Raw genomic sequence first — 22,038 nt, 5'->3', positions numbered from 1 at the left:
AAAAGAAAAGGTCTTACGATCTTGGAAGCCCCCACTTCAAGCAACCCGTAAGGGTGCTAAGTGGCGGGTAGTTCACTGTGAAGCACTTTTTGTTTAATAAAACGTCATATGCGTTTTTTCTTTTTGATAATAGTTCATTCGGTCCTGAAGGGATCCGGTATGAAATTCAAATTTGTGTCCATCATGATCAGTAAAATAAATGGACTTTTTGTCTTTTTGATCTCTTTCACGACCAGGAAGAATATGTACGCCACGCATTTGCAGCATGTGAAGCGTCTCATCGAAATCTGCTTCTTTTATTGTAAAGGCTAGATGTGTATAAGATTGATGAATTTCCTGACGTGGAATGTCTGTTTCTACATTTAATGCAAGCCAAATGCCTTTGAGATCAAAATAAGCGGTTGTACGGCCTTTTACTAAAAGCTTTGCACCGAATACATCCTGATAAAACGCAACGGATTGGTCCAGGTGGGAAACGGAAAACAAAAGGTGATTAAGTCCTTGAACGGGTGGAACTTGCTGTTGCCATTCAATTTGTTCGTTTTTTGCCTTTTCAATGATTGTTCGGATAAAGGGGCCTTTTGCTTCGGTATACGCGGAGCGGTCATCTTTGTATGTAAGGGCGAGCGTACGCTTTAGCGCCTCATAGGCGTGTAATGCATCGTCATGCTTCTTTAAGTAATCACGGAACAAACGTTTTTCCTGCCAGTCTTTGCTGCCGTGCGTGTAAAAGTGAAGATGAAATCGCTGTCCATTATCCGCTTCTCGCCAGAAAAAGCGACGCTTGGGGAATTCAGCGTGTAGAACGTGATGATAACCGAGTGCTTCTAGAGATTGAATGCACGCTTCCGCACAATCTAATGTTTCCACCGCGACCATGATGTCAATAATCGGTTTAGCTGCCAGTCCCGCAACAGACGTACTGCCGATATGTTCAATTGCTTTTATATGTGGCTCAATGACATATAATAATCGTTTCTTCTCATTCTCAAAGCATTCGACCCATTTTATTTGGGAATCTTCGAGCGTAACGTGTTGATCCAAAAAATCATTCCTTTCTTGCTAAAAGTGAGTCTACTTCTTTCACCCTTATTGTACCATGGGATAAAATGGTCGAAATGAGCTCTAAAAAGATTATTTTTTACACAGTATTATCGCCATTTAATTAAATACGTTCATCAGTTGAACCAGTGTCTAGATAAAAAATCCCCTAACTATGTCCATCGAATGAATATAAAGAGCTTTAAGTAAGGCTCTTTATGTTTACCTTCCAAATCATATGAGGAAATCCTTTCCCCCAGTAATCGTTCAGGTGGTAGGTGGGAGGGCCAAATTTCTTTGTCCAAATGCGCTGTGCTCGTTTGTAGCCGCTGTCTAGACAGAATTCGTGAAGACCTTGATTTTGTAGTGCAGCGTACATCGTAAGCAGTAGCTGATTACCAATTCCTTTGTGCTGATGATTCGGGTGGACAAAAACCGTTCCCACCTCTAGTAAATGATTTAATTCTCCGTTGGTGCATGTCTGAATAAGGGTGCTGCAAGGTCCGTACTCGATGGTGCCCACGATTTGTCCGTTTAGCTCCGCGACTAAAAAATATCGATCTTTTCCGCTACTTTTCATATCCAAATCGAGATAGCGCTTTTTGGATTGAATCTCATCGTTTATATCATCGATCAAATGACCGATGCCCTCATACTGATACGTATCATAAATAACGAGCTCAAAAAAATGATGGAGATCATGCCTATCTTGATTTGAAGGTCTTCTAATGTGAACGTCCATTTTTTCACCTCCATCAAGATAAATTAAACAAGTAAGAGAAATGTCCTGCTAAACGGAAAAACACCAGGAGATAAAAGCTCATCTCCTGGTGTTTTTTTAGTGCGTTTCGTTGTCTTCTGCGATGAGTAATTCTCTCATCGTAATGTTTTGACGTAGTCGCTGTGCCATATCAAAGGAAATGCTTTTTTGTTCATACATTTCTTGTACTTTGTCACGCTCCGCTTGGATCGCATCATGTGAAAGAGCGTCCATAACGGATTGGTTACGGCCTTTTCGTGAGACCAGTTTACTAATGAGTGCATGATATTCTTTAATCACAGCCATAGAAGCATCGCGGTTCTCCGCTGTCATCGATTCACGAATTTTATCGACAGCCGCACGCGAGCTTTCCATCTTCAACGTCGCAAGTCTACGTTTTAGTTTACGTTCTTTACGAGCGCGCTTAACGGCTTTTGAGCTGAACGCACCTAAGAAGCGGAAGACCAGTCGTTTGAATGTGACCCACATCATAACGAGACGATGACCGAGCTTAGCGGTTAAAGCAAGCTCCATACGTTTTGTATGAGTAAGTGAAAGCTTAATTGCTTCTTTATCCGCATCTGGATTTTTGAGCTGTTGCTCTAGGTATTCCTTTTCTGCTTGAAGGCCTGTCAACCATACTTGGTTTAAACTTTTTTGGTAACGGAAGCTGTTTTTTTGCGTTTGATCGATATAGGCGTCGTTAATAAGCTGCTTATACTGAGATCGTAAAACAACCACTTCTTCTTCGTTCTCTTCGTTTGTTGAAGAGTTTAATTCGTCGATCGCAGCGCGACATACCTTCACAAATGCTTTTCGTTCTTTTACATAGTTTGCATTTTCTGTCGGTTGCTTTTCATCTTTTTCAGCAATCAGCGGTAAGAAAATACTTGCAATGAGAAGGGAAAGAAGAATTACGCCTGCAGCAATAAAGATAATTAACGATCGTTCTGGAAAAGGATTGCCGTCTGCAAGTGTAAATGGAATGGAGAAGGTACCGGCAAGCGTAACGGCACCCCGTACTCCAGAAACGGTCACAAGACCAATGCCTCGCCATGATGGCTTAAATGAGCTCTTGTTTAATTTCCAACCGGCAGACCAAGATAGGTACACCCATAAGAATCGCATTGCAAATAGCGCAAGCGTAATAATAAGAATGTACATAAGCACTTGTCCGTTGTTATAGTTAATATCTTCAAAAATGGTTTGTGCAATCGCCGGTACTTGTAGTCCTAATAAGATGAACACTAGTCCATTTAGTACATATAAAATCACAGTCCACGTGCTTTTAGAAACGATACGCAAGCGAACGGTTGGGGATTCCTCACGATCACGTTCAATTGCATGAACAATTCCTCCGGCAACAACTCCTAGGATTCCTGATAAATGAAAGTGTTCAATTACTAGGTAAATGACAAACGGCGTTAAAATTTGCAGAAGCATATGAACCGTGACGTCTTCCATACCGAATCGGCGTATAAGTACGCGGAAGCGAATAATTAAAAACGCAATGACCGCACCACCAGCAAATCCACCAATCGCGATTCCTAAGAAGCTGAGCGTAGCATCGGTTAACGAGAAATAGCCGGTTACGGTTGCCGCCACCGCAAATTTAAATGCGACAAGTCCTGATGCATCGTTCATCAGTCCTTCCCCTTCAAGTAAGTGCATAATGTCTTTTGGCATTTTAACACGCCCTGACATTGCCCCTACTGCTACGACATCTGTAGGTGATAAGATAGCCGCTAGAGCAAATGCTGCTGGTAATGGAAGGGTAGGGATTAACCAGTGAATAACATATCCAATAACAAACACCGTTACGAAAACAAGACCGAGTGCTAAAAATAAAATCGGTTCGCGAAGTTTCCATAGTGCTTTTCGTGGTACGTTTTTCCCATCGTTAAATAAAAGCGGAGCGATAAATAGAATGAAAAATAACTCTGGCTCCAGAGGAATGTGCATTCCGAGTGGAAGTAAAGCAACGATACCACCAAGGGCAATTTGAATAAGTGGTACAGGAATGAATGGAATAAAGTGATTGATCATGTTTGAGAGTAAAATAGCTACCAAAAGCAACATGATCATAGTAAACATTTCCACGAGTTTTTCTGCCTCCTTTGTTTTGTTGTTTGCTAAGTCCATATTGCATGTGAGAATGAGTGCTGTTATGTATGAAAATACCTCATGTGATTTTAAATGAAACAGGTGTTACTTAGTATGAAGCAAGACACATTGTTTCATGAATAAGTGAGAGGAAAGTTTCCGGAGATTCTAAAAAAACAGCAAGAAAATATGGAGTACACGATGTTCATCATAATATGGACGGGCTTTCTTATGCAAGCAACTGAACCAAACAATCGGCAAAACGATTCATTTAATGAAAATTGAAAAAAAACAACGGTTTTATTTGTGAGAATAATGGTAAAAAAATCGATTTTTTACTATAGTGAAAGCATATAGAAGAATAAAAATGAGGTGCAATAGTTATCATGAAGGCATTGTTCATTGAAAAGGTAGAGAAGCGAATCGCAAATCAAATCATTTTTCCGGCAATTGATTTAATGATTACGTCCGGAGAAGTGGTCGCAGTTCAAAGTAACGCTGAGATCAGAAATCAATTTATACATATGCTAGTTGGTGAAGTACCTGTATCAGCAGGAAGGATTATGCTGAACGATGAAGAGCTGCCGAAGCATTTTAAAAGGCTTTGCGAAAACGTAGGCCTTTTCCTTGCCGAAGAGGCTTTTTATGATCGCTTATCTCTTGGCGACTATTTAGGTTTTTATAAGCGTTTGTATGGGGCGGATGGGAAGACAGAAGAGTTTCTTAAAATGGTAGGACTTCTAGAGCAAAAAAAGAAGCGTGTGGACTCCTTAACGTTTTCCGAGAAAAAGCGACTGCAACTTGCACGAATTATTTTGCACGATCCGGATCTCCTCGTGCTAGAGGAACCCACTCAAAACGTTGATTTGGAGAGTCAACTCATTATTAAGCGTGTAATCGACGAACAAGTGAGAAAGAAGAAGATTGTTTTAGTTCTCAACAATTACGTTGAAACGGCGATCGAACTGACAAGCCGTGTATATTGCTTAACGAAAGAAGGATTGCGCCAAATCGAGGTAAAGGATGAGGGGGACTTGAACAATGGGGAGGTAGCGGTTTCGATTCAGGAAGAGGAGATCTTGACTAGACCGATTCGCTTTGAGAAGATCCCAGCCAAAGTAAATGAAAAAATTATCCTGTTTGACCCAACCGAAATTGCGTTTGTTGAAAGCAACGACGGAGTATCGCATTTACACGTAAAAGGAGAAACCTTTCCTTGTACATATACATTAAACGAGCTGTTTGAACGATTAGAAATGTTCGGATTTTTTCGCTGTCACCGTTCTTACATTGTGAATCTCCAAAAAGTGAGGGAGGTTATTACGTGGACTAGAAATAGCTACAGTCTGATTTTAGACGACGCAGAAAAAACATCCGTTCCACTGTCAAAAGGGAAGCTAAATGAGCTAAAGGACATTATCGGTCTATAAAAATACGATTAAATCACGCTTTTTTTGCTCCATTCGGCCCCAAATAGCTCCGTTTACCCCTGAAATCACTCCTTTTATCGCTTTTATAATGCTGCCTAACGCGGAACATCGTACAGTAGAGATAGAAAGCGATCACAGTGAAAAGGGAGGAAGTTAGGTGGAACATGCGATTGAAATCAAAAACGTAACAAAAGCCTTTGAAAATAAGGTAGTGTTAAAAAACTTATCATTTTCGGTTAAGAGAGGTGAAATATTCGGATTTTTAGGACCGAGTGGATCTGGGAAAACAACGACGATTAAGCTTTTAACGGCACAGCTCTTACCAACGAGCGGTGACATCACCGTGCTTAATCAATGCATTCGTGATCAAAAAAAAGATACATATATGAATGAAATTGGTATCTTAACAGATAACAGTACTCTCTATGAGCGATTGACTATTTATGATAACCTGCTCTTTTTCTGTCAGCTGTTTGCCATCCAAAAACAGCGAATTGAGGAAGTGCTCGAGGTAGTTAACTTGCAGAATGAGAAGAAAAGTGTGGTCAAAAAGCTTTCCAAAGGAATGAAGCAGCGCGTTTTGTTAGCAAGAGCACTTTTACATAAACCATCCATTCTATTTTTAGACGAGCCCACTTCGGCATTAGATCCAGTGAACACAAAACATATCTACAGTGGGTTACGTCATCTGAATGAGAATGGGACGACGATTTTCCTTACAACGCATGACATGTATGAAGCAGAAGAGCTATGTGATCGCGTCGCCTTTCTACACAAAGGTGAAATTAGTCTTTTGGATACGCCGAAAAAGCTACGTCTTCAGCATACTAATGACACCATTACCTTAACGCTTCAAAACAACCGTGAAATCACGGTGAACAAAGATGAACAAGGTGCAAATATGATTAAGAACTATATGATGAGTGGTGAATTGGCCGCCATTCATTCAAATGAACCGACTTTAGGGGATCTATTTGTACAGCTAACAGGGAGGGAACTTTGATGATGTCAGTAAGACGCATGAACGCGATTTTAATTAAAGACTGGAAAGATCTATTGAAAAACTCATATATTCTTTTTACGCTTGCGATGCCGCTTGTCATCGCTGCGTGGTTAGGAAGCAAGGACTACGTGAATGTCTATAGCGCCATCATTATTGTTAATTTGGCGTTAGTCATTACAGCCTGCTTCGTTCAAGCAGCAATGGTCGCAGAGGAGAAGGAGAAAAGCACGCTAAGAGGACTTTTACTTTCGCCTGCGAGTACGATTGAAATTTTAATTGGCAAAAGCGCGCTGTCCGCTATTTTAACGATTTTGATCATCACTGGCTCAGTGCTGTTAGGAAGAATTAGCATACCTGCCGTAGGTATGAGCATATTGAATATGATCTTGTGCCTGATTATTTATGTGCTCAGTGGAACATTGTTGGGGCTTTTATCAAGAACGGTGATGGAAACGAGTATCATTGGCATGCCCATTATGTTTTTGTTTGGCATGGGTAGCATTATAAAAAGTGTCATTGATAATGAGACGATCAAAACGTTTATTAGCTATTTGCCAAACGACCAGTTTGAGCAAATTTGGTTGGCGCTTGATAAAGGAAAGAGTTTTAGTGACGTTGGTAGCCACTTTCTCATTCTAGTGGCGTGGGCAATCGGCGTCCTTGTTCTAACAATCCTTGTCTATAGAAAGCGTCAGTTTGATTAAAAATGGAGACCAAGCGCTTGGTCTCCGTTCTGGTCTTATTGCGGTGCTTTCAAGTGTTCATTTAAAATGCTGTCTTCAAGCATAGAGGACGTGTCACCATGCACGCGTTCGATATGTTTCTCTCCCCATGCACAAAGGGAATCTAAAATGGTTTGCAGACTCCATCCGTATTCACTAAGTTGATATTCTACTTTTGGTGGGACTTGGTTGTAGATCATGCGGTCAATAATGCCGTCCTCTTCCAGCTCTCGAAGCTGCTGAGTGAGCATTTTTTGGGTAATGTTTGGCATTAACCGTCTTAATTCACTTGTTCGTTTTTTACCGTGCGTTAAGTGACAGAGAATGACACACTTCCATTTCCCACCGATCACTTCAAGTGTTGCTTCTACTGAAATGTTGTATTTCTTTTTCATGTGTACCTCCTTCTAAGTAGGAGCGTGATGAGCGCCTTTGTACGATCTAGTTTTAACCGTTAGGATATTTTTTGTTTGTACGGTCTATATCATACCATGTTTTGAAGCGTTCGATCTAACAAACGAGCCGATTGTCATCTGTGAGAGAAAAGAGGTTATCTTCAAATGAAAAAGCTTCCTAGAGCACAGGCTTTTTAGGTAAGTAAAAAATCATGACTTGAGATCGTAACGCCGTTTACTTTAAGAGAAAGCGTGTGAAGGCCTCTGTAATGCTTTCTCGTCGTTAAATCCTTGAAGGAGTGGCGCTTTTGAAATGCTCTTGTTTCGTTTTCTTTCATCTCGAACTGCTTTAAAATAAAGCTTTTAGCTGATCTGCTTCCGGTTGCTTTGACGAAATCAATTGCATATTCAATGCGAACGGGTCCAGGATGAGAAGAATGAACCGTGAATGAAACGAGTAAATTATCGCCAATGGCTAGCTCACTTTTGTCTATATTAATATGATCAATTGTAATGCCCGTCGGATCACCGTATCCAAACAGTGCGAGGGCTCGTTCGTTGCCTTTCTTTAAGAGAGAGCGACACGCATGTTTGACGATCCAGTTCGTTTGAGGGTTATCTCCATACCAGTCGTAGGCAATATCTAGAACAAAGTCAGCGTCGAGGTAAGAGATATCATTGAGATGGTTCGCCACGCTTTTACGCACATAGAGTGATTCGTCTTGTTTTAAGTGGTTAAGAATCGCAAATGTTTGTCGTGGATTTGCTTTTAGGGAGGGAACGGTTAACCCCCACGGAAGCCTCGATCGAGACCCCTCACTTGCTAGTCTTCGTACATGTTCGTTGTCACTCTTAGACCATTCAATCATTTGTTTCATCATTCGCTCGTTGTCTTCTAGTAGAAACGGACGAACAGCAAATTCAGCGCTTGATAGCTTGGTGAAAAATGCTAGTGCCTTCATCGATTTCTCCCAGTGTGCAAGACCATAGACTTGGACAAAGTCAGGGAAGACAAGGCCAGGTAATCCTTGTGAGACTTTAGGTGCTACGTTATATAAAATAGAAAGCGCCTTTTCATATTCTTTCGGTAATGCAGCGTAAAGGGAAGCAGTAACTCTTCTCATTCGCTCCTTTAGCGTTAAGTGTTCCCAGTCGCTCTGAAACACGCTTGAACGAAAAGAAGCTGAATCAAAAGAAGGGAGTTCCTTCGTTACTAATTGTGATAAAGTGTCAATAAATTGCGGACTATATGCGTGCCGTAATTCCTCAGCCATTTGTGTTCCTCATTTCATATAAGTGTACGATCGTATGTTCTATTATAACAGAAAGAAAAACCAGGCGGACATTTTCCACCTGGTTTTCTTATTTTTCTACCCATTTGCCATCTTCGTTTTTATAATACGTTTGCTCGACAGCGCTCCACGCGACTTGATGTGCAGTTTCGTCTTCATCATACTCCTTCGTCGCAGAGTTAAATGCTTTTTTGTAAATTTCCTGTGCGTGATGTGGAAGGTGATCGGTAACGCTCTTCGGTAAATGCTTTAAAGATGTATAAGACATAGTATCCATCCTCCTTATCTGCTTATTTCCCAATATCATCCTAAAAGAAACCTAGAATGAGCGTGTTCACGCATCTCTGAGCAGTTTTACTCATATAGTAAGATGGCTGAATTTTATGTAGTAAGTCGTTTTTCCTTTATAGCTAACGAGATAGGAGCGGGAGAGATGTTTTCGAAAAAGAAGGGAAATGAACATGAGGGCAAGAATGAAAAACAACGAAAAGTAACCGGAAAGATTCATCTTCCGAAAACGCATGAGCTATGGAAGCAAATTCAGATGGTGAACTTGACCGTTCAAGATTTGGGTTATTTACAGAAAGCCCAACCGTTTATAAAGGAAAATATCACAATGAACAGATTCAAGGAGTCGCTTCATACATGAGCGATAGCAACGAATCAGTAATCAAAACAGCTGAAAACGTGAATCAAATTCGAACGTTCTTTGGTGAGATCGTGGAAACGATGAAGGACAGCAAAGAACAAAACTTATTAGTGGAAGAGCAAATGAATGAATTTAAGCAAGCGATTCAGCAAATCAGTGATTCGATGGAGAAAGTAGCTGATACCGCAAAAGAACTAGTATCGTTATCGTTTGTGCAAAAAGAAAAGTAAAAGCTAAGCGCGCTGCTTAGCTTTTTTACGTGACAGTTAAGGTATAAGGTACTCATTTGCAAGGTTTGGATTTTGATAGCGTGCCATACCGGTTTTGGTTCGTTTTAACCCAAATTGACTGTAAAACGCTTCGTTTCTGGTAGTGGAAATTAAATGAACACAGGAGACGTCTTCTAAACGCCCTAGAAGGTTCTTCATAATCGCTTGTCCAATTCGCTGCCCTTGGAAATCATGATGCACGACCACGTCATAAATCGCGGCATTAAAAACTCCGTCAGAAATGGCACGTCCGATTCCGACCACTTTCTCTTGGTGGAAGGCCAGACAAATGACGTTGCTTGCGGCAAAAATGGTTTGGATTACATCTGGGGTATGACGGTTCCATCCAACCGATTGATAGACGCACTGCACCTGGTTAACGTCAACGTTCTCGATCGTTTCAGATATTGTAATCATCAGCAATTACTCGCTACGTCTTTTTTCGTTGCTTTTAAAAATAAAAAGAGCGGAATTCGTTTTCGACGTTCAAACGTTTCGTCGCTCAGGAAGAACTCACGGCGAGGAGAGGACTCCTTTAAACTTTCAACGGTGAAGCTACTTCCTTGTAAAAGTTGAAAGTATTCCTCAAGCGTACGGTGATACTTTTCAACACTTCCACCGAGCCATTGCTGTGTTCGATACCCCATTGAGAAATAGTCATCAACCACCCAGCTTGTTCGTAGTCCAGCAGGCTGAAGCGTAGAGGTAATAACGGGGTGCTCCACTGAGAAAATGATTGTCCCCCCAGGTTTCAATGCAGTATGTATGCGGTCAAAGATCGTGTGTAAATCTTCGAGGTAGTGAAACACAAGACGTGAAACGACAAGGTCGTACTGTGCTACAGGAGGATTCCATTCCTCAAGATCAACACGTTCAAGCGTAATTGATTCATGCTTAATCTGCTGCTTGGCGAGATCGATCATATTTTTGGATCCGTCGATGCCGTGATAGAAGGAGCAGCCTTCTTGCAACAGATCAACTCCAAACTGAGCACCTCCACACCCGAGATCTAGAATGGCTTTTCCCCTCACATCACCAAGCAAATCCATCATAACTGGTTTTTCAAGCGTATCATTCGCATTCTCTGGTCGCTCTCGAAGGCTAGTATACTGTGAAAATACATCATTGTGGTCGTAAAAATTAGAGCCTCGGTTGGTCATGTAATATCCCCCTTTACACAAATTACCTTATTATAGCTCTAAATATACTATTATTCAATATTTTCTGTTAATTAATAACCGTCCTCACTCGATGGAAGAGGAATATTTTCCTGTTTTTCTAACACTTTAAGACGCTCGTTCAGTCGATCAAGTGCGTTATCTTGTAAAATCGTCACTTTATTAAAGTTGTTCAGCGCTTCTTCTTTTTGAGCGCTTTTTACCTCTAATAATTCAACTCGTGGCTGTAAGTTGACAAGCTTCTGAATGGTTTCTCGCGCATCCCTTTGCATCTGGTAATAAGGCCAATACCGGTACATCTCACATCCCCCCTCATGGAAAAATAGATTCTAGGTAGGTCATTACAAATAATGTATGTATGAGACAAGTAAAAGGGAACGATAAATGCCCAACCGAAGAAGGAACAAGGAATTTCTCTATTCATGTCGAATTTTGGTAAAAGGCTATTTTGCTAGAAATGAGGATGATGATGGATTTTACCATTAAGCAAGCAACGTTCAAACGAGTTATATCAGAGGCAAGTAAAGCTGTTTCAGCGAAAGTAGGAACAGCCGTTTCGTCAGGAATTAAAATTACGGCTCAGCCGGATGGATTAGTAGTGACGGGAGCGAATTTGGATATGGTGATTCAGTTATTTGTCCCGGTCATTGAGGAGAGTGTAGAAAAAGTACATATCAGAGAAACAGGGGAGGCGGTCATTCCTGCCAAATTGCTCACTGAGCTTGTACGAAAACTCCCTCATGACATTCACATTACGACAAGTAAGACTAAAATAACGATTCGTTCTGGAGAAGTAGTGACCACGCTACAGGGGCTTGATCCATCTCACTATCCAGCGCTACCAAGCTTTGAAAAACACGATCCTATCGTTATATCCAGTCAGCAATTTGTTCAAATGATTAGGCAGACGGTTTTTGCGGTGGCGAAAAATAGTACGAGACCGTTGTTGACAGGTGTTCATCTGTCGGTTCAAGAGGGGATGCTGAGGTGCGTGGCCACCAATTCTCACCGGCTAGCGCTAAAAGAACAGCATGTTACATATGATCAAAATATTTCGCTCGTTGTTCCAAGCGCGAGTTTGCAAGAGCTCGTGAAATTAATTCCGCAAGAGGAACGAGACCTTCATCTTTTTTTTACGACCAGTCACGCGATCTTTCAAGTAGGATCGTTAACGGTATATTCCCGTCTAATTGAAGGTCGATACCCTGATGTGAGCGGTTTATTTCCGACGGATATGAAGACTACACTTGTTGTTCATACAAAATCATTTTTACAAGGAATTGACCGAGCCTCTTTATTTGCAAGTGAATGGAAGCACAACAACATTCGCCTTGAACTAGAGGATGGGCGCCTGAACATTGCTTCATTTGAATCAGAAATGGGGCACGTGCAAGAAAAGCAGGAAGTAGAGAAGATAGAAGGTGAAAAGGAGTTTCGTATTTCGCTAGACGGTTCGTTTCTGCTTGATGCGCTAAAGGTAATGGAGGAGGAGCATATTCAAATTCATTACGACGGTGCGATGAAGCCCATTGTGATTGAGCCTCTTTCATCATTTTCGCATCGTCATCTGATCTCGCCTGTTCGCTCATAGAAAAAGTCAAGTAGAGATCTACCTGACTTTTCTCATTTAAAATCCGTCTTCAGCTGTGAATGGAATATTGAAGCGCTTTTCAAGTACACGAAGGCGTTGATTCAAACGGTTTAAGCGAAATGTATGGCGCTCTACGACTTGATTTAAGCGGGTAATTTCCCGAATTTGCTGAACGTTTTGACGCTCAAGCTCTGCTACACGCTGCTTGAGGCCACCTACGTTTTGGTTTTGAAATCGTGTGTCATATGAAGGAAAAGGCTGCGCGTACGAATAGGGAACATAGTAGTGAAGGTACTCAGTTGTATATCCGGTGTGTTGATAGTGATTCATAAACAAACATCGCTCCTTATATAGGTCATTACCCTATACGTTATGTAGAAAAAGAGAAAATGAGAGGGCGAATGCCTAAAGAGAGCGTTAATTCTTATTCATTATCGGACGGTTTTTGCATCTCTTCTATTCTCGTTTCTAAACGCTGGATGGTCTCGTGTAAATGAGAAGAATCTATCCCTCTCCGAACCCCAGCTTCAATAACCGCATAAAGAATAAGTAGACCAACCCCCCAGAAAAATAATATTAACAATCCATCCATTTTTCTCCCCCAGTCAGGAAATTTCCCCTTGTATTTTATTGCTTTATAGAAATATATTCCATTTTATCACAGATCTATTCCTTTGTGTTTTTATATACCTATAAGGGGTATATAAGGGGAGAAAGGAAGTGGAAAAATTCATGCTCACTACTATTGCTTTTATTTCTATTTTTATTGGCGTTATGCAAGCAGTAATCATTACAGGCAGTATCATTAAACACCCTCAGGAGATGGCAATCATGAACGTGGTTTGGCCCATCACAGGCCTTTATTTTCCCGTCATTGGACTATGGATGTACTATGTCATCGGTATAAAAGATCAAAGGGATACAAGTCATCAATCTGATGCGCACGGTCACCATCAGTCGGATGACCATCGTGGCAGTGACATCGATCATAGCGAGCACCACCACATGCAGCATAGTGACAAACCCCAATGGCAAAGTGTTCTCGTCTCTACCACACACTGTAGCGCTGGCTGCTCCGTTGGCGATCTTCTTGGTGTCCCGATTGTCGTACTATTAGGATGGACGATTGCCGGTAGTACATTATTTTCCGAGTACGTAGTGGAATTCATTCTTGCTTACTTGTTAGGAATCGGGTTTCAGTATTATGGAATGGGAATGAACAAAAGTGGAAAGTCCATCACTCAAGCAATTAAAGCTGATACGTGGTCGCTTCTTGCATTTGAGGTAGGGATGTTCGGCTGGATGGCGCTTACACACTATGTGTTTTTTTACCATCCGCCTGAAGCAACGACACCTCTTTTTTGGTTTATGATGCAAATGGCTATGATGATCGGCTTTGCCACGAGTTACCCTGCGAACTGGGTATTAGTAAAACGAGGAGTCAAACACGCAATGTAACAAACAAATAATCTTGTTCATGTAAAATATGGTAAAGTTAGGAAGAGATCATATACGACTGAAAGGAGCATAGAAATGCTACAAATTGAACCTGTTTCTCTTCCTACTGTTAAGCAAGCCAAAGACCTTATTTACGAGGGTTTCCTCGATTATTTTCCTTCCATTGATGAGTCCCTTAACCCAGATTTGCACAATATCCTGAGAGCCTATGAAGACACGGGTTCGCTGTTTTTAATTGGAAAAATCGGTGATGAACTAGTATGTACAGGTGCTTTTTTACGAGAAACAGCAGACACGGCGCGGATTTGTCGTATGTCTGTTGCTCATCGCTATCGAAAAAATGGATACGCAAAGCAGATGGTTCATGCGTTAGAAACACAAATTAAAGTACTGAAGTACAAGCGGATTGTAATTGAAACAACAAAAGAGTGGATAAAGCCTATTCGTTTATATGAATCGTTAGGCTATACGATCGTAGGTAGAAATGTAGAAGAAGTTCATTTCGAAAAAGTGCTATAGAGTAGCCAGACTGCGTCTTGAACACTTTCTCATGGGAGGATTTGCTGTTTTTTCGTGGAATAGATTACCTAGTATACATAGTTAAAGTAGTTAAAGGAGCTTAAAATAATGGGATCAATCATTGATTATTACACAGCGTTTGATGAATGGGGAAGGCTAGACCGTGAACCGCTTGAGTTTCAAATCAACTGGCATTACATACAAAAGTATCTTCCAAGTAGTGGTCACATTTTAGATAATGGAGCCGGGCCAGGAAAATATGCCATGCGCCTCGCACAGGCAGGGCATACGGTGACGCTCACAGATCTTGTTCCACGTCTAGTAGAGGTTGCCAAAGAGAAAGCAGCAGAGCTTTCAGTGGCTGAAAAATTTGCAGATTTCCACGTAGCCGATGCGCGTGATTTATCTCATTTTTCAGATGAGGCCTTTGATGCGTCTCTTGCACTTGGGCCGATGTATCATTTGCAGGAGAAGGAAGATCGCAACAAAGCGATAAAGGAATTACATCGCGTAACGAAGAAAGATGGTTTTGTGTTTGTTGCCTTCATGCCAAGAATTCGCCACGTATTAAATTCGCTTCGTTCTCCGCTACGTTGGATGCCGAATCATGAAGCAGACAACGTAGAGAAGTTCTCAGAAACAGGCATATTTAATCACGCTGATGAAGGTCGTTTTACAGGAGCGTATTACTTCAACGTAGAAGAAATTGCTCCATTTATGGAGAAGCACGGCTTTGAGACGGTACAGCTGATCGGATCATCTAATCTAGGAGGGCTCATGACGGAAGAAGAAATGTTGTATTGGCAAGAGCGAGGCGAGGGGCAACAGATGATGAACATATTTATTGAGGCTGCAAAAGATCCCACTCTTTTAGGCGTGTCAACGCATCTGTTATACATTGGACGAAGAATAGGATAGAGCAGTTAAAGAAGCTGGTTCCATCAGGCGTTTATCGATTGTCCGTAGCTGATTTCAATCACCGTGCGATTCACCTTTATAAAAAGATTAGTTTTCCTGAAGTTAGGTGTTTTCGCAATAAAAAGGTACTGTTCATCGTTATAAGCATGTAAATATCCATAAAAGCAAGAACCTGCTTTCATTCGGAAGTAGGTTTTTATTATGTAACAAACAAAAGAATAATAAATAATAAAAAATAGTTGACGAATGACGAAAAATGAATTAAATTTTTAGTCAAATGATCATATGTTTAAAAACTTAAACATATGAAAATAACAGAGGTGAATAGAGGATGAAAAAAGGAACGGTTTTAATTACGGGAGCATCGGGCGGAATTGGGAAGGCGTTGGCCACACATTTTGCAAAAGACGGCCATTCGCTTGTTCTCGTCGCACGAAGCGCAGAAAAATTAACTGAAGTAAAGCAGAATTTAGAGGCTCGGTATGAGGCACAGGTTATACTATTTGTGAAAGATTTATCGAATCCAGATCATATTCAGCAATTACATGACGAGCTTCAAGAGCAGGGAATCATCATTGATTATTTGGTCAACAACGCAGGATTTGGTCTATTTGGAGAATTTATCGAGACGGATACAGAAAAAGAACTAAATATGATTGATTTGAATATTCGTTCCTTAACACATTTAAGCAAGCTGCTGTTACCAGGAATGGTGGAGCGACGAAGTGGTGGGATACTGAACGTAGCGTCTAGTGCAGCCTTCCAGCCAGGCCCTTTAATGGCCGTGTATTACGCAACAAAAGCGTATGTCCTCTCTCTTAGTGAAGCATTGGAAAACGAAGTGAGGGGAACGGGGGTTATAGTTATGGCTTTGTGCCCTGGTCCAACGGACACCGGTTTTTCAAACCGCGCTGATTTAGGAAAGTCAAAATTGTTTCAAAGCGGCGTGATGGATGTTGAAACCGTAGCAGAAATTGGCTATAAACAGTTTAAAGCGGGTAAGACAATTGTGATTCCAGGCTTTAAAAATCGCCTCATGGCAAATTCAGTTAAATTCTTGCCAAGAAAATGGGTGACAGCTATTGTTCGAAAGGTCCAAGCTAAAGCATAATCATAAGTAAGGAATGAAGCAGAAAGATGAGGAGTGATGAAGGTGACTGCAGAAGCGATGATAGGGGAGCAGACGCTAGAAGATGTGAAGGCGTTTGTCGAGAAACAAAAAATATACTTTCGAAGCGGTGAAACAAGATCTCTTGCGTTCCGAGTTCAAGCATTAGAGAAGCTAGGGGCGGTCGTACGCCAAAATGAAGCACGAATTATTCATGCTTTAAAAAAAGATCTAAATAAATCGGAAGCAGAGGCGTACACAACGGAAATTGGCATTTTACTAGAAGAAATTAATTTTACCTTAAAGCACTTAAAGAAATGGATGGCACCTGAAAAGGTTAAAACCGCTAAAACACATATTGGTTCAAAAGGCTACAAAATCGCCGAGCCGTACGGTGTTACGCTCATTATTGCGCCGTGGAATTATCCGTTTCAGCTACAACTCTCACCGCTTGTGGGCGCTATTGCAGCAGGAAATACGGCCATATTGAAGCCATCTGAATTAACGCCGCACACGTCACACTTAATGGCTTCCCTAATGAAAGAAGCTTTTTTAGAGAAATATGTCGTCGTTGTTGAAGGTGGTGTCAAAACAACGCAGCATCTGTTAGAACAGCCGTTTGATTATATTTTCTTCACAGGAAGCGTTCCTGTTGGAAAGGTGATTATGGAAGCGGCGGCTAAACAGCTCATACCCGTTACTCTAGAGCTCGGTGGGAAAAGTCCGTGCATTGTTGATGAGACAGCCGACATTGCGCTAGCAGCAAAACGCATCGCATTTGGAAAGCTAACGAATGCGGGGCAGACGTGTATCGCACCTGACTACTTATTTGTTCATGAACAGGTTCGTGAGGCGTTTGTTAAAGAGTATATAAAAGTGGTCCAAGCGTTTTACGGAAAAGATGCAATCGGCAATGAGAAATACGTCAAAATCGTTAACGATCGCCATTTTAATCGATTAAAAGAGTACTTGCAGGACGGAGAGATTTTATACGGTGGACGAGCAGATGAAGAGGTTGAAAAAATTGAACCGACGCTGCTTGTGCCCAGAAATCATAATGTCTCTGTGATGACAGAAGAAATATTCGGGCCGATTTTCCCTGTTTTGAGCTACAGCGATCTAGAAACGGTTGTTAATTTTATTCTGAAACGACCAAAGCCACTGGCGCTCTATATGTTCACCACAAATAAGGAAAATGAGCGTAAGGTGATGGATGAAATTTCATTTGGAGGAGGTTGTGTGAATGATACGCTTATGCATATTGCCACTCCATACTTACCTTTCGGTGGAGTAGGTGAGAGTGGAATCGGAAGTTACCACGGTGAATCAAGTTTTACTACTTTTTCACATTATAAAAGTGTGCTGAAGCAAACGAATAAATTTGATTTTAGCTTTCGCTACCCAAATGCAAAAAACGGATTAAAAATTATTAAGAAGCTGTTGAAATAGCGAAGAGCTGTGGTGATACCGCAGCTCTTTTTTTGTTGTAAAAGTGGAAGAAACCCCCGCCATGTTTCAAGACCAAGTAGGGAATAGTAAGAATGGTGTTTCAAGCCGAAATAACACGCGCTCTCCCAAAAGGGTGTAAAGCAAGGGGAAAAGCAAATTGGAATCAATGACATTTGTTTTATTCGGAGCAACGGGAGATCTTGCTAAACGAAAGATTTTCCCCGCGCTCTATAACTTATACATCGATCAAAAAGTGCCAAGCGCTCTTTCTGTGATTGGACTCGGTATGGATGAAATGACACTTGCTGATTTTCATCAGCATGTCAAAGACGCAGTGACATCGTTCTCACGCCGAGACCCGAGCGAAAAGGAGCTACAAGCCTTTTTAGAAAAAATCGTCTACACAACGCTAGATGCGAAAAAAGAGGACGACTACATCAAGCTTTTACAGCTCGTAGAAGAGCAGGAGAAAGCATACGATATTCCTGGTAACCGCCTCTTTTATTTATCGGTCGCCCCGATGTTTTTTGACACGATTGCCCTTCACATAAAGAAAAGTGGGCTCGGATCGACAAAAGGGTTTAAACGATTAATCATTGAAAAACCGTTCGGACATGATGTGGAGTCCGCGCAAGAGTTAAACAATCACTTGAATCATGCGTTTGAAGAAGAAGAAATTTACCGCATCGATCACTATTTAGGAAAGCCAATGGTTCAAAATCTCGAAGCACTTGAGTTTGCAAACCCCGTGCTGCAAGCACTTTGGAATAACCAGTACATTGCAAACGTTCAAATTACCGCGAGTGAAACCGTCGGAGTAGAAAAACGAGCAGGATATTATGACGGAGCTGGAGCAATTCGGGATATGTTTCAAAATCATATGCTTCAACTTCTAATGATGACAGCGATGCACCTACCGAAGAAAATTTGTGCAAGTGATATTCGAGATGAAAAACGTAAAGTGATTGAATCTCTCCGTCCGCTCACCTCAACAGACATTCAACAAAGCGTTGTAAGAGGACAGTACGGAGCAGGAGAGATAAAAGGAAAGACAGTGCCTGCTTACACGGACGAACCAGGTGTTAAGGAACATTCACAAACCGATACGTTTGTTGCCGCTCGTCTATGGATTGACAATGAATTTTGGCAAGGTGTCCCGTTCTATATTCGAACAGGGAAGCGTCTAAGTGAAAAATCAACGCGAATTGTGATCGAGTTTAAAAATCCATTAAAAGATCTGTACGTCGATCAAAATCAAGAGGTCGCACCCAATCTCTTTGTGATCCAAATTAATCCGAATGAAAGCATGTCTCTTCAACTTAATAGTAAAAATCCGCTGAAAAATGGTCAGCTTGAAACGGTCTCCATTCATTTTTCAAGTGATCAAGATGAAATTCCAGAAGCCTATGAGCGATTAATTTATGATGTGTTTCGTGGGGATTCCACGTTTTTTGCTCATTGGAAAGAGGTAGAGCTTGCATGGAAATGGATTGACCCGCTTTTACAAGCATTTCAGAACAATACGCTTCCGCTAAATACGTATGAAGCAGGAACAAATGGACCAAAAGAAGCAGACGAACTCGTTCAAAAAGATGGATTTACATGGTGGACTGGAAAAGATCCCGCAGAATCGAAATTATCGGTTAATTTATAACTTATTTGGAGGGTACCATTATGAAATTTTTTATTGATACAGCAAACATTGATGAAATTAAACAAGCGCACCGATTAGGTATTTTATCAGGCGTAACGACAAATCCGTCATTAGTAGCGAAAGAAGGAATTAAGTTTGAAGATCGTATCGAAGAGATTTGCAAGCTCGTTCCAGACGTTGAATCTGTTTCAGCAGAAGTGACACCTGATATTACCAAGTCAGAAGAAATGATCAAACAGGCAGAAGAGCTAATTAAAATTAACGGCGGAGACAAAAAAATCACCATTAAACTCCCGATGACGATGGACGGTTTGGAAACATGCCGTTATCTAACAAAAAAGGGTGTCAAAACGAACGTTACGCTCATTTTTACCGTGAACCAAGCTCTTCTTGCCGCTCGGGCTGGTGCAACGTATGTATCACCGTTTTTAGGGCGTCTTGACGATATCTCAGAAGACGGAGTACTTCTGGTAGAAAAAATTGCGGAGCTATTTTTAATTCATAATTTAGATACGCAAATTATTGCGGCATCTGTTCGCCACCCAGATCACGTGACACGTGTAGCGTTAGCGGGGGCTAACATTGCGACCATTCCGTATAAAGTAATTGAGCAGCTTACACAGCATCCGTTAACAGATCAAGGAATTGATAAGTTTGCGGCGGACTGGGCGAAGGTAGGGAAATAATAGAAAAAAGAAGCGGGAGGACAACCCGCTTCTTTTTTATTTGAACCAGCCTTTTTCGGTAAAACGAGTAATGGCTTCGATTCGATTTTTAACTTCTAGCTTATCTAAAATCGTGGAAATGTAGTTGCGAACGGTTCCGGTTTTAATGGAGAGTTCGGTCGCAATTTCCTTTGTGTTTTTGCCATCTGCAATAAGCACCAGCACTTCTTTTTCACGAGCAGTGAGCGGATTCTCTTCACCATATGCATCGTCGACAAGCTCGGGCGCATAGACGCGTCTTCCTGACATCACGCTTCGAATGGAGCTAGCTAGCTCATCGCTTGGACTATCTTTTAACAAATAACCACTTACACCTACCTTTAAAGCACGTTGAAAATAGCCTGAGCGGGCGAACGTGGTGAGGATAATGACTTTGCAATCTAATCCTTTTAATTCCTCTGCTGCTTCTAAACCGGTTTTAATCGGCATTTCAATATCCATAATGCATATATCAGGCTGATGTTGTTTTGCGAGTGCAACGGCTTGTTCACCGTTTGATGCTTTTCCGACTACTTCCATATCATCTTCTAGATTAAGAAGGGAACCTAGCGCTCCGAGCATCATTTGCTGATCTTCTGCAATCACAATTCGAATCATTTTTCTACCTCCTTGACGTGTGTTAAAACGTTAGGAACTTTGATAATAAGGGTGGTACCGTTCTCCGTTCGTACATCCAGTGTTCCGTTTACAAACTGAAGCCGTTCCTGCATACCTTGAAACCCATGTCCTCTAGAGCGAAAATGCTCATCCTCAATTCCAATCCCATCGTCACAAATAATAATTTGTACTTCTTTGACGGATTGCGCAAGCGTAATCGTGCAGCGAGTAGCCTTACTGTGCTTCACAATGTTTGTAACCGATTCTTTTACACACATACTTAAAATGTTTTCTACAAACAAGGAAACGCTAGAGAGCGACGTTTTTTTCACGACGTTTAGTTCGATTTCAGCTGCTTTTAAAATTTGCTGTACGTGAATGAGCTCATCGTCTAAGCGAATTCCTCTCATCTGTGAAACCATTTTTCGTACTTCATTGAGTGCTGTCCGAGCGGTTTGCTGCACATCCTTTAGTTCTGATTTTGCCTGTTCGGGATCCTTATACACAAGCTTTCGTGCCAAATCACTTTTTAAACCGATTAGCGAAAGTTTTTGTCCGAGCGTATCGTGCAGGTCTCTTGCGATGCGCTGGCGTTCTTCATGCTTGCTTAACTCGGCAATGCGCTGGTTCGCATCTTGAAGCTTTTCTTCAAGCAATCCACTTTTTTTTCGGTTAAAAATACTAAAGGGAAGCACGACTACGCTAAGGGAGATAACAAAAATGAACGGAAGCTGACGTAAAAACACTTCTGCCTGAATGGCCACGTTGACATTCACACTAATGACCGTAATGACTAAATGCACGATATATAAAATTAAAAACGTTGACCGCTTTTCAATGTTGCCAATAAAGTAGGCAATGAAAAAGGCGAAGTAGAATGCAAAATAAATATAGTTAAAAAGAAAGGTTAGCGTAACGGATAGGGCAATGAGCAAGAACGTCCAGATGTAAATGCTTCGGCCACGTGAAATAAAGGCAAATCGGTAAAAAATAAAAAAGAGAATGGTACACAAAATTCCTAAAATGATGTGGTTGCGGGAGGTAGACTGCACAATAAAATAAAAAGGCAAAATACCAAAGATCGTCCAAATAAACGGGGAGAGACCCGTAATTTTGTGGAAGAAAGACTGCTTTTTTTTCATCAAAAAACCTCTTTGTCTGATAACGTTTATTTCAG

At 41.2% G+C, this 22,038-nt stretch carries 25 protein-coding genes and 1 pseudogene; 12 read left to right on the top strand and 14 right to left on the bottom strand.

The genetic code is table 11. From position 1 onward, the window contains the following. Positions 1-93: 93 nt before the first annotated feature. The 4 genes and pseudogenes from fosB to AMD01_RS16105 all read right to left on the bottom strand — a co-directional run bounded on the left by fosB (position 94) and on the right by AMD01_RS16105 (position 3,901). A complete protein-coding gene (gene fosB, locus AMD01_RS24775; protein WP_053402472.1) occupies positions 94-534 on the bottom strand; it encodes a metallothiol transferase FosB in 441 nt (146 codons plus the stop codon). A 27-nt stretch (positions 535-561) separates the two neighbouring features. After that, positions 562-1,044: pseudogene (locus AMD01_RS24770) on the bottom strand (GrpB family protein); the annotation flags it as partial. A gap of 199 nt (positions 1,045-1,243) precedes the next feature. Further along, positions 1,244-1,783 (bottom strand): GNAT family N-acetyltransferase, encoded by a 540-nt coding sequence (locus AMD01_RS16110; protein WP_053402457.1) that lies wholly within the window; start codon positions 1,781-1,783, stop codon positions 1,244-1,246. A gap of 96 nt (positions 1,784-1,879) precedes the next feature. Beyond that, positions 1,880-3,901, bottom strand: a complete 2,022-nt coding sequence (locus AMD01_RS16105; protein WP_053402456.1) for a Na+/H+ antiporter — start codon at positions 3,899-3,901, stop codon at positions 1,880-1,882. A 389-nt stretch (positions 3,902-4,290) separates the two neighbouring features. Between AMD01_RS16105 and AMD01_RS16100 the strand changes: the two genes are divergently transcribed. From AMD01_RS16100 to AMD01_RS16090, 3 genes are all read left to right on the top strand, one after another. Further along, a complete protein-coding gene (locus AMD01_RS16100; protein ID WP_053402455.1) occupies positions 4,291-5,334 on the top strand; it encodes a LytTR family transcriptional regulator DNA-binding domain-containing protein in 1,044 nt (347 codons plus the stop codon). A gap of 157 nt (positions 5,335-5,491) precedes the next feature. Then, positions 5,492-6,337 carry an ABC transporter ATP-binding protein gene (locus tag AMD01_RS16095; protein WP_053402454.1) on the top strand — a complete coding sequence of 282 codons (846 nt, stop codon included), beginning with the start codon at positions 5,492-5,494 and terminating at the stop codon, positions 6,335-6,337. Further along, positions 6,337-7,041 carry an ABC transporter permease gene (locus AMD01_RS16090; RefSeq protein ID WP_053402453.1) on the top strand — a complete coding sequence of 235 codons (705 nt, stop codon included), beginning with the start codon at positions 6,337-6,339 and terminating at the stop codon, positions 7,039-7,041. Before AMD01_RS16095 ends, AMD01_RS16090 begins: the two co-directional genes overlap by 1 nt. 35 nt (positions 7,042-7,076) lie before the next feature. Here the strand turns inward: AMD01_RS16090 and AMD01_RS16085 are convergent, their stop codons facing one another. From AMD01_RS16085 to AMD01_RS16075, 3 genes are all read right to left on the bottom strand, one after another. Next, positions 7,077-7,454 (bottom strand): winged helix-turn-helix transcriptional regulator, encoded by a 378-nt coding sequence (locus tag AMD01_RS16085; protein ID WP_053402452.1) that lies wholly within the window; start codon positions 7,452-7,454, stop codon positions 7,077-7,079. A gap of 194 nt (positions 7,455-7,648) precedes the next feature. Then, on the bottom strand, positions 7,649-8,728 hold the full coding sequence (locus tag AMD01_RS16080; protein ID WP_053402451.1) for a DNA alkylation repair protein: 1,080 nt from the start codon (positions 8,726-8,728) through the stop codon (positions 7,649-7,651). Positions 8,729-8,816: 88 nt separating this feature from the next. Continuing rightward, a complete protein-coding gene (locus AMD01_RS16075; protein ID WP_053402450.1) occupies positions 8,817-9,014 on the bottom strand; it encodes a ChaB family protein in 198 nt (65 codons plus the stop codon). Between the two features lie 260 nt (positions 9,015-9,274). Here AMD01_RS16075 and AMD01_RS16065 point away from each other — a divergent pair, with 260 nt between their 5' ends. Beyond that, positions 9,275-9,625 carry a methyl-accepting chemotaxis domain-containing protein gene (locus AMD01_RS16065; RefSeq protein ID WP_157052769.1) on the top strand — a complete coding sequence of 117 codons (351 nt, stop codon included), beginning with the start codon at positions 9,275-9,277 and terminating at the stop codon, positions 9,623-9,625. A gap of 36 nt (positions 9,626-9,661) precedes the next feature. Here AMD01_RS16065 and AMD01_RS16060 read toward each other — a convergent pair whose 3' ends face one another. From AMD01_RS16060 to AMD01_RS16050, 3 genes are all read right to left on the bottom strand, one after another. After that, positions 9,662-10,081 (bottom strand): GNAT family N-acetyltransferase, encoded by a 420-nt coding sequence (locus tag AMD01_RS16060; protein ID WP_053402447.1) that lies wholly within the window; start codon positions 10,079-10,081, stop codon positions 9,662-9,664. After that, entirely contained in the window at positions 10,081-10,824 is a 744-nt protein-coding gene (locus tag AMD01_RS16055) for a class I SAM-dependent methyltransferase (RefSeq protein WP_053402446.1), read from the bottom strand. Before AMD01_RS16055 ends, AMD01_RS16060 begins: the two co-directional genes overlap by 1 nt. Before the next feature lie 71 nt (positions 10,825-10,895). Then, positions 10,896-11,141 (bottom strand): hypothetical protein, encoded by a 246-nt coding sequence (locus AMD01_RS16050; protein ID WP_053402445.1) that lies wholly within the window; start codon positions 11,139-11,141, stop codon positions 10,896-10,898. A 164-nt stretch (positions 11,142-11,305) separates the two neighbouring features. On the opposite strand from AMD01_RS16050, the gene dnaN reads away from it, so the two are divergent. Continuing rightward, positions 11,306-12,433: a DNA polymerase III subunit beta gene (gene dnaN, locus AMD01_RS16045; protein WP_169775981.1), complete on the top strand. Its 1,128-nt coding sequence runs from the start codon at positions 11,306-11,308 to the stop codon at positions 12,431-12,433. A 36-nt stretch (positions 12,434-12,469) separates the two neighbouring features. Here the strand turns inward: dnaN and AMD01_RS25035 are convergent, their stop codons facing one another. Continuing rightward, a complete protein-coding gene (locus AMD01_RS25035) occupies positions 12,470-12,763 on the bottom strand; it encodes a hypothetical protein (RefSeq protein WP_053402443.1) in 294 nt (97 codons plus the stop codon). 94 nt (positions 12,764-12,857) lie between these two features. Beyond that, positions 12,858-13,025, bottom strand: a complete 168-nt coding sequence (locus AMD01_RS24525; RefSeq protein ID WP_169775980.1) for a hypothetical protein — start codon at positions 13,023-13,025, stop codon at positions 12,858-12,860. 128 nt (positions 13,026-13,153) lie between these two features. Here AMD01_RS24525 and AMD01_RS16035 point away from each other — a divergent pair, with 128 nt between their 5' ends. The 7 genes from AMD01_RS16035 (at position 13,154) to fsa (ending at position 20,225) form a co-directional block, all read left to right on the top strand. After that, positions 13,154-13,891 carry a DUF4396 domain-containing protein gene (locus AMD01_RS16035; protein WP_245638964.1) on the top strand — a complete coding sequence of 246 codons (738 nt, stop codon included), beginning with the start codon at positions 13,154-13,156 and terminating at the stop codon, positions 13,889-13,891. A gap of 75 nt (positions 13,892-13,966) precedes the next feature. Next, the gene (locus tag AMD01_RS16030; RefSeq protein ID WP_053402442.1) at positions 13,967-14,410 is read left to right on the top strand and encodes a GNAT family N-acetyltransferase; all 444 of its coding nucleotides are present in this window, start codon (positions 13,967-13,969) and stop codon (positions 14,408-14,410) included. A gap of 108 nt (positions 14,411-14,518) precedes the next feature. Then, on the top strand, positions 14,519-15,328 hold the full coding sequence (locus tag AMD01_RS16025; protein ID WP_053402441.1) for a class I SAM-dependent methyltransferase: 810 nt from the start codon (positions 14,519-14,521) through the stop codon (positions 15,326-15,328). Positions 15,329-15,659: 331 nt separating this feature from the next. Further along, positions 15,660-16,439, top strand: coding sequence for an SDR family NAD(P)-dependent oxidoreductase (locus tag AMD01_RS16020; protein WP_053402440.1), 780 nt, complete (start codon positions 15,660-15,662; stop codon positions 16,437-16,439). A 57-nt stretch (positions 16,440-16,496) separates the two neighbouring features. After that, a complete protein-coding gene (locus AMD01_RS16015; RefSeq protein ID WP_053402470.1) occupies positions 16,497-17,885 on the top strand; it encodes an aldehyde dehydrogenase in 1,389 nt (462 codons plus the stop codon). A gap of 157 nt (positions 17,886-18,042) precedes the next feature. Beyond that, positions 18,043-19,539, top strand: coding sequence for a glucose-6-phosphate dehydrogenase (gene zwf, locus AMD01_RS16010; protein ID WP_053402439.1), 1,497 nt, complete (start codon positions 18,043-18,045; stop codon positions 19,537-19,539). Between the two features lie 20 nt (positions 19,540-19,559). Beyond that, a complete protein-coding gene (gene fsa / locus AMD01_RS16005) occupies positions 19,560-20,225 on the top strand; it encodes a fructose-6-phosphate aldolase (RefSeq protein WP_053402438.1) in 666 nt (221 codons plus the stop codon). Between the two features lie 36 nt (positions 20,226-20,261). On the opposite strand, the gene AMD01_RS16000 is transcribed toward fsa, so the two are convergent. Both AMD01_RS16000 and AMD01_RS15995 read right to left on the bottom strand, forming a co-directional pair. Beyond that, a complete protein-coding gene (locus AMD01_RS16000; protein ID WP_053402437.1) occupies positions 20,262-20,861 on the bottom strand; it encodes a response regulator transcription factor in 600 nt (199 codons plus the stop codon). Next, a complete protein-coding gene (locus tag AMD01_RS15995; protein ID WP_053402436.1) occupies positions 20,858-22,003 on the bottom strand; it encodes a sensor histidine kinase in 1,146 nt (381 codons plus the stop codon). Before AMD01_RS15995 ends, AMD01_RS16000 begins: the two co-directional genes overlap by 4 nt. Between the last annotated feature and the right edge of the window lie 35 nt (positions 22,004-22,038).

Origin of the sequence: Priestia koreensis, assembly GCF_001274935.1 — a bacterium.
Classification (GTDB): domain Bacteria; phylum Bacillota; class Bacilli; order Bacillales; family Bacillaceae_H; genus Bacillus_AG; species Bacillus_AG koreensis.
This window is presented reverse-complemented; position numbering and strand designations above follow the sequence as displayed.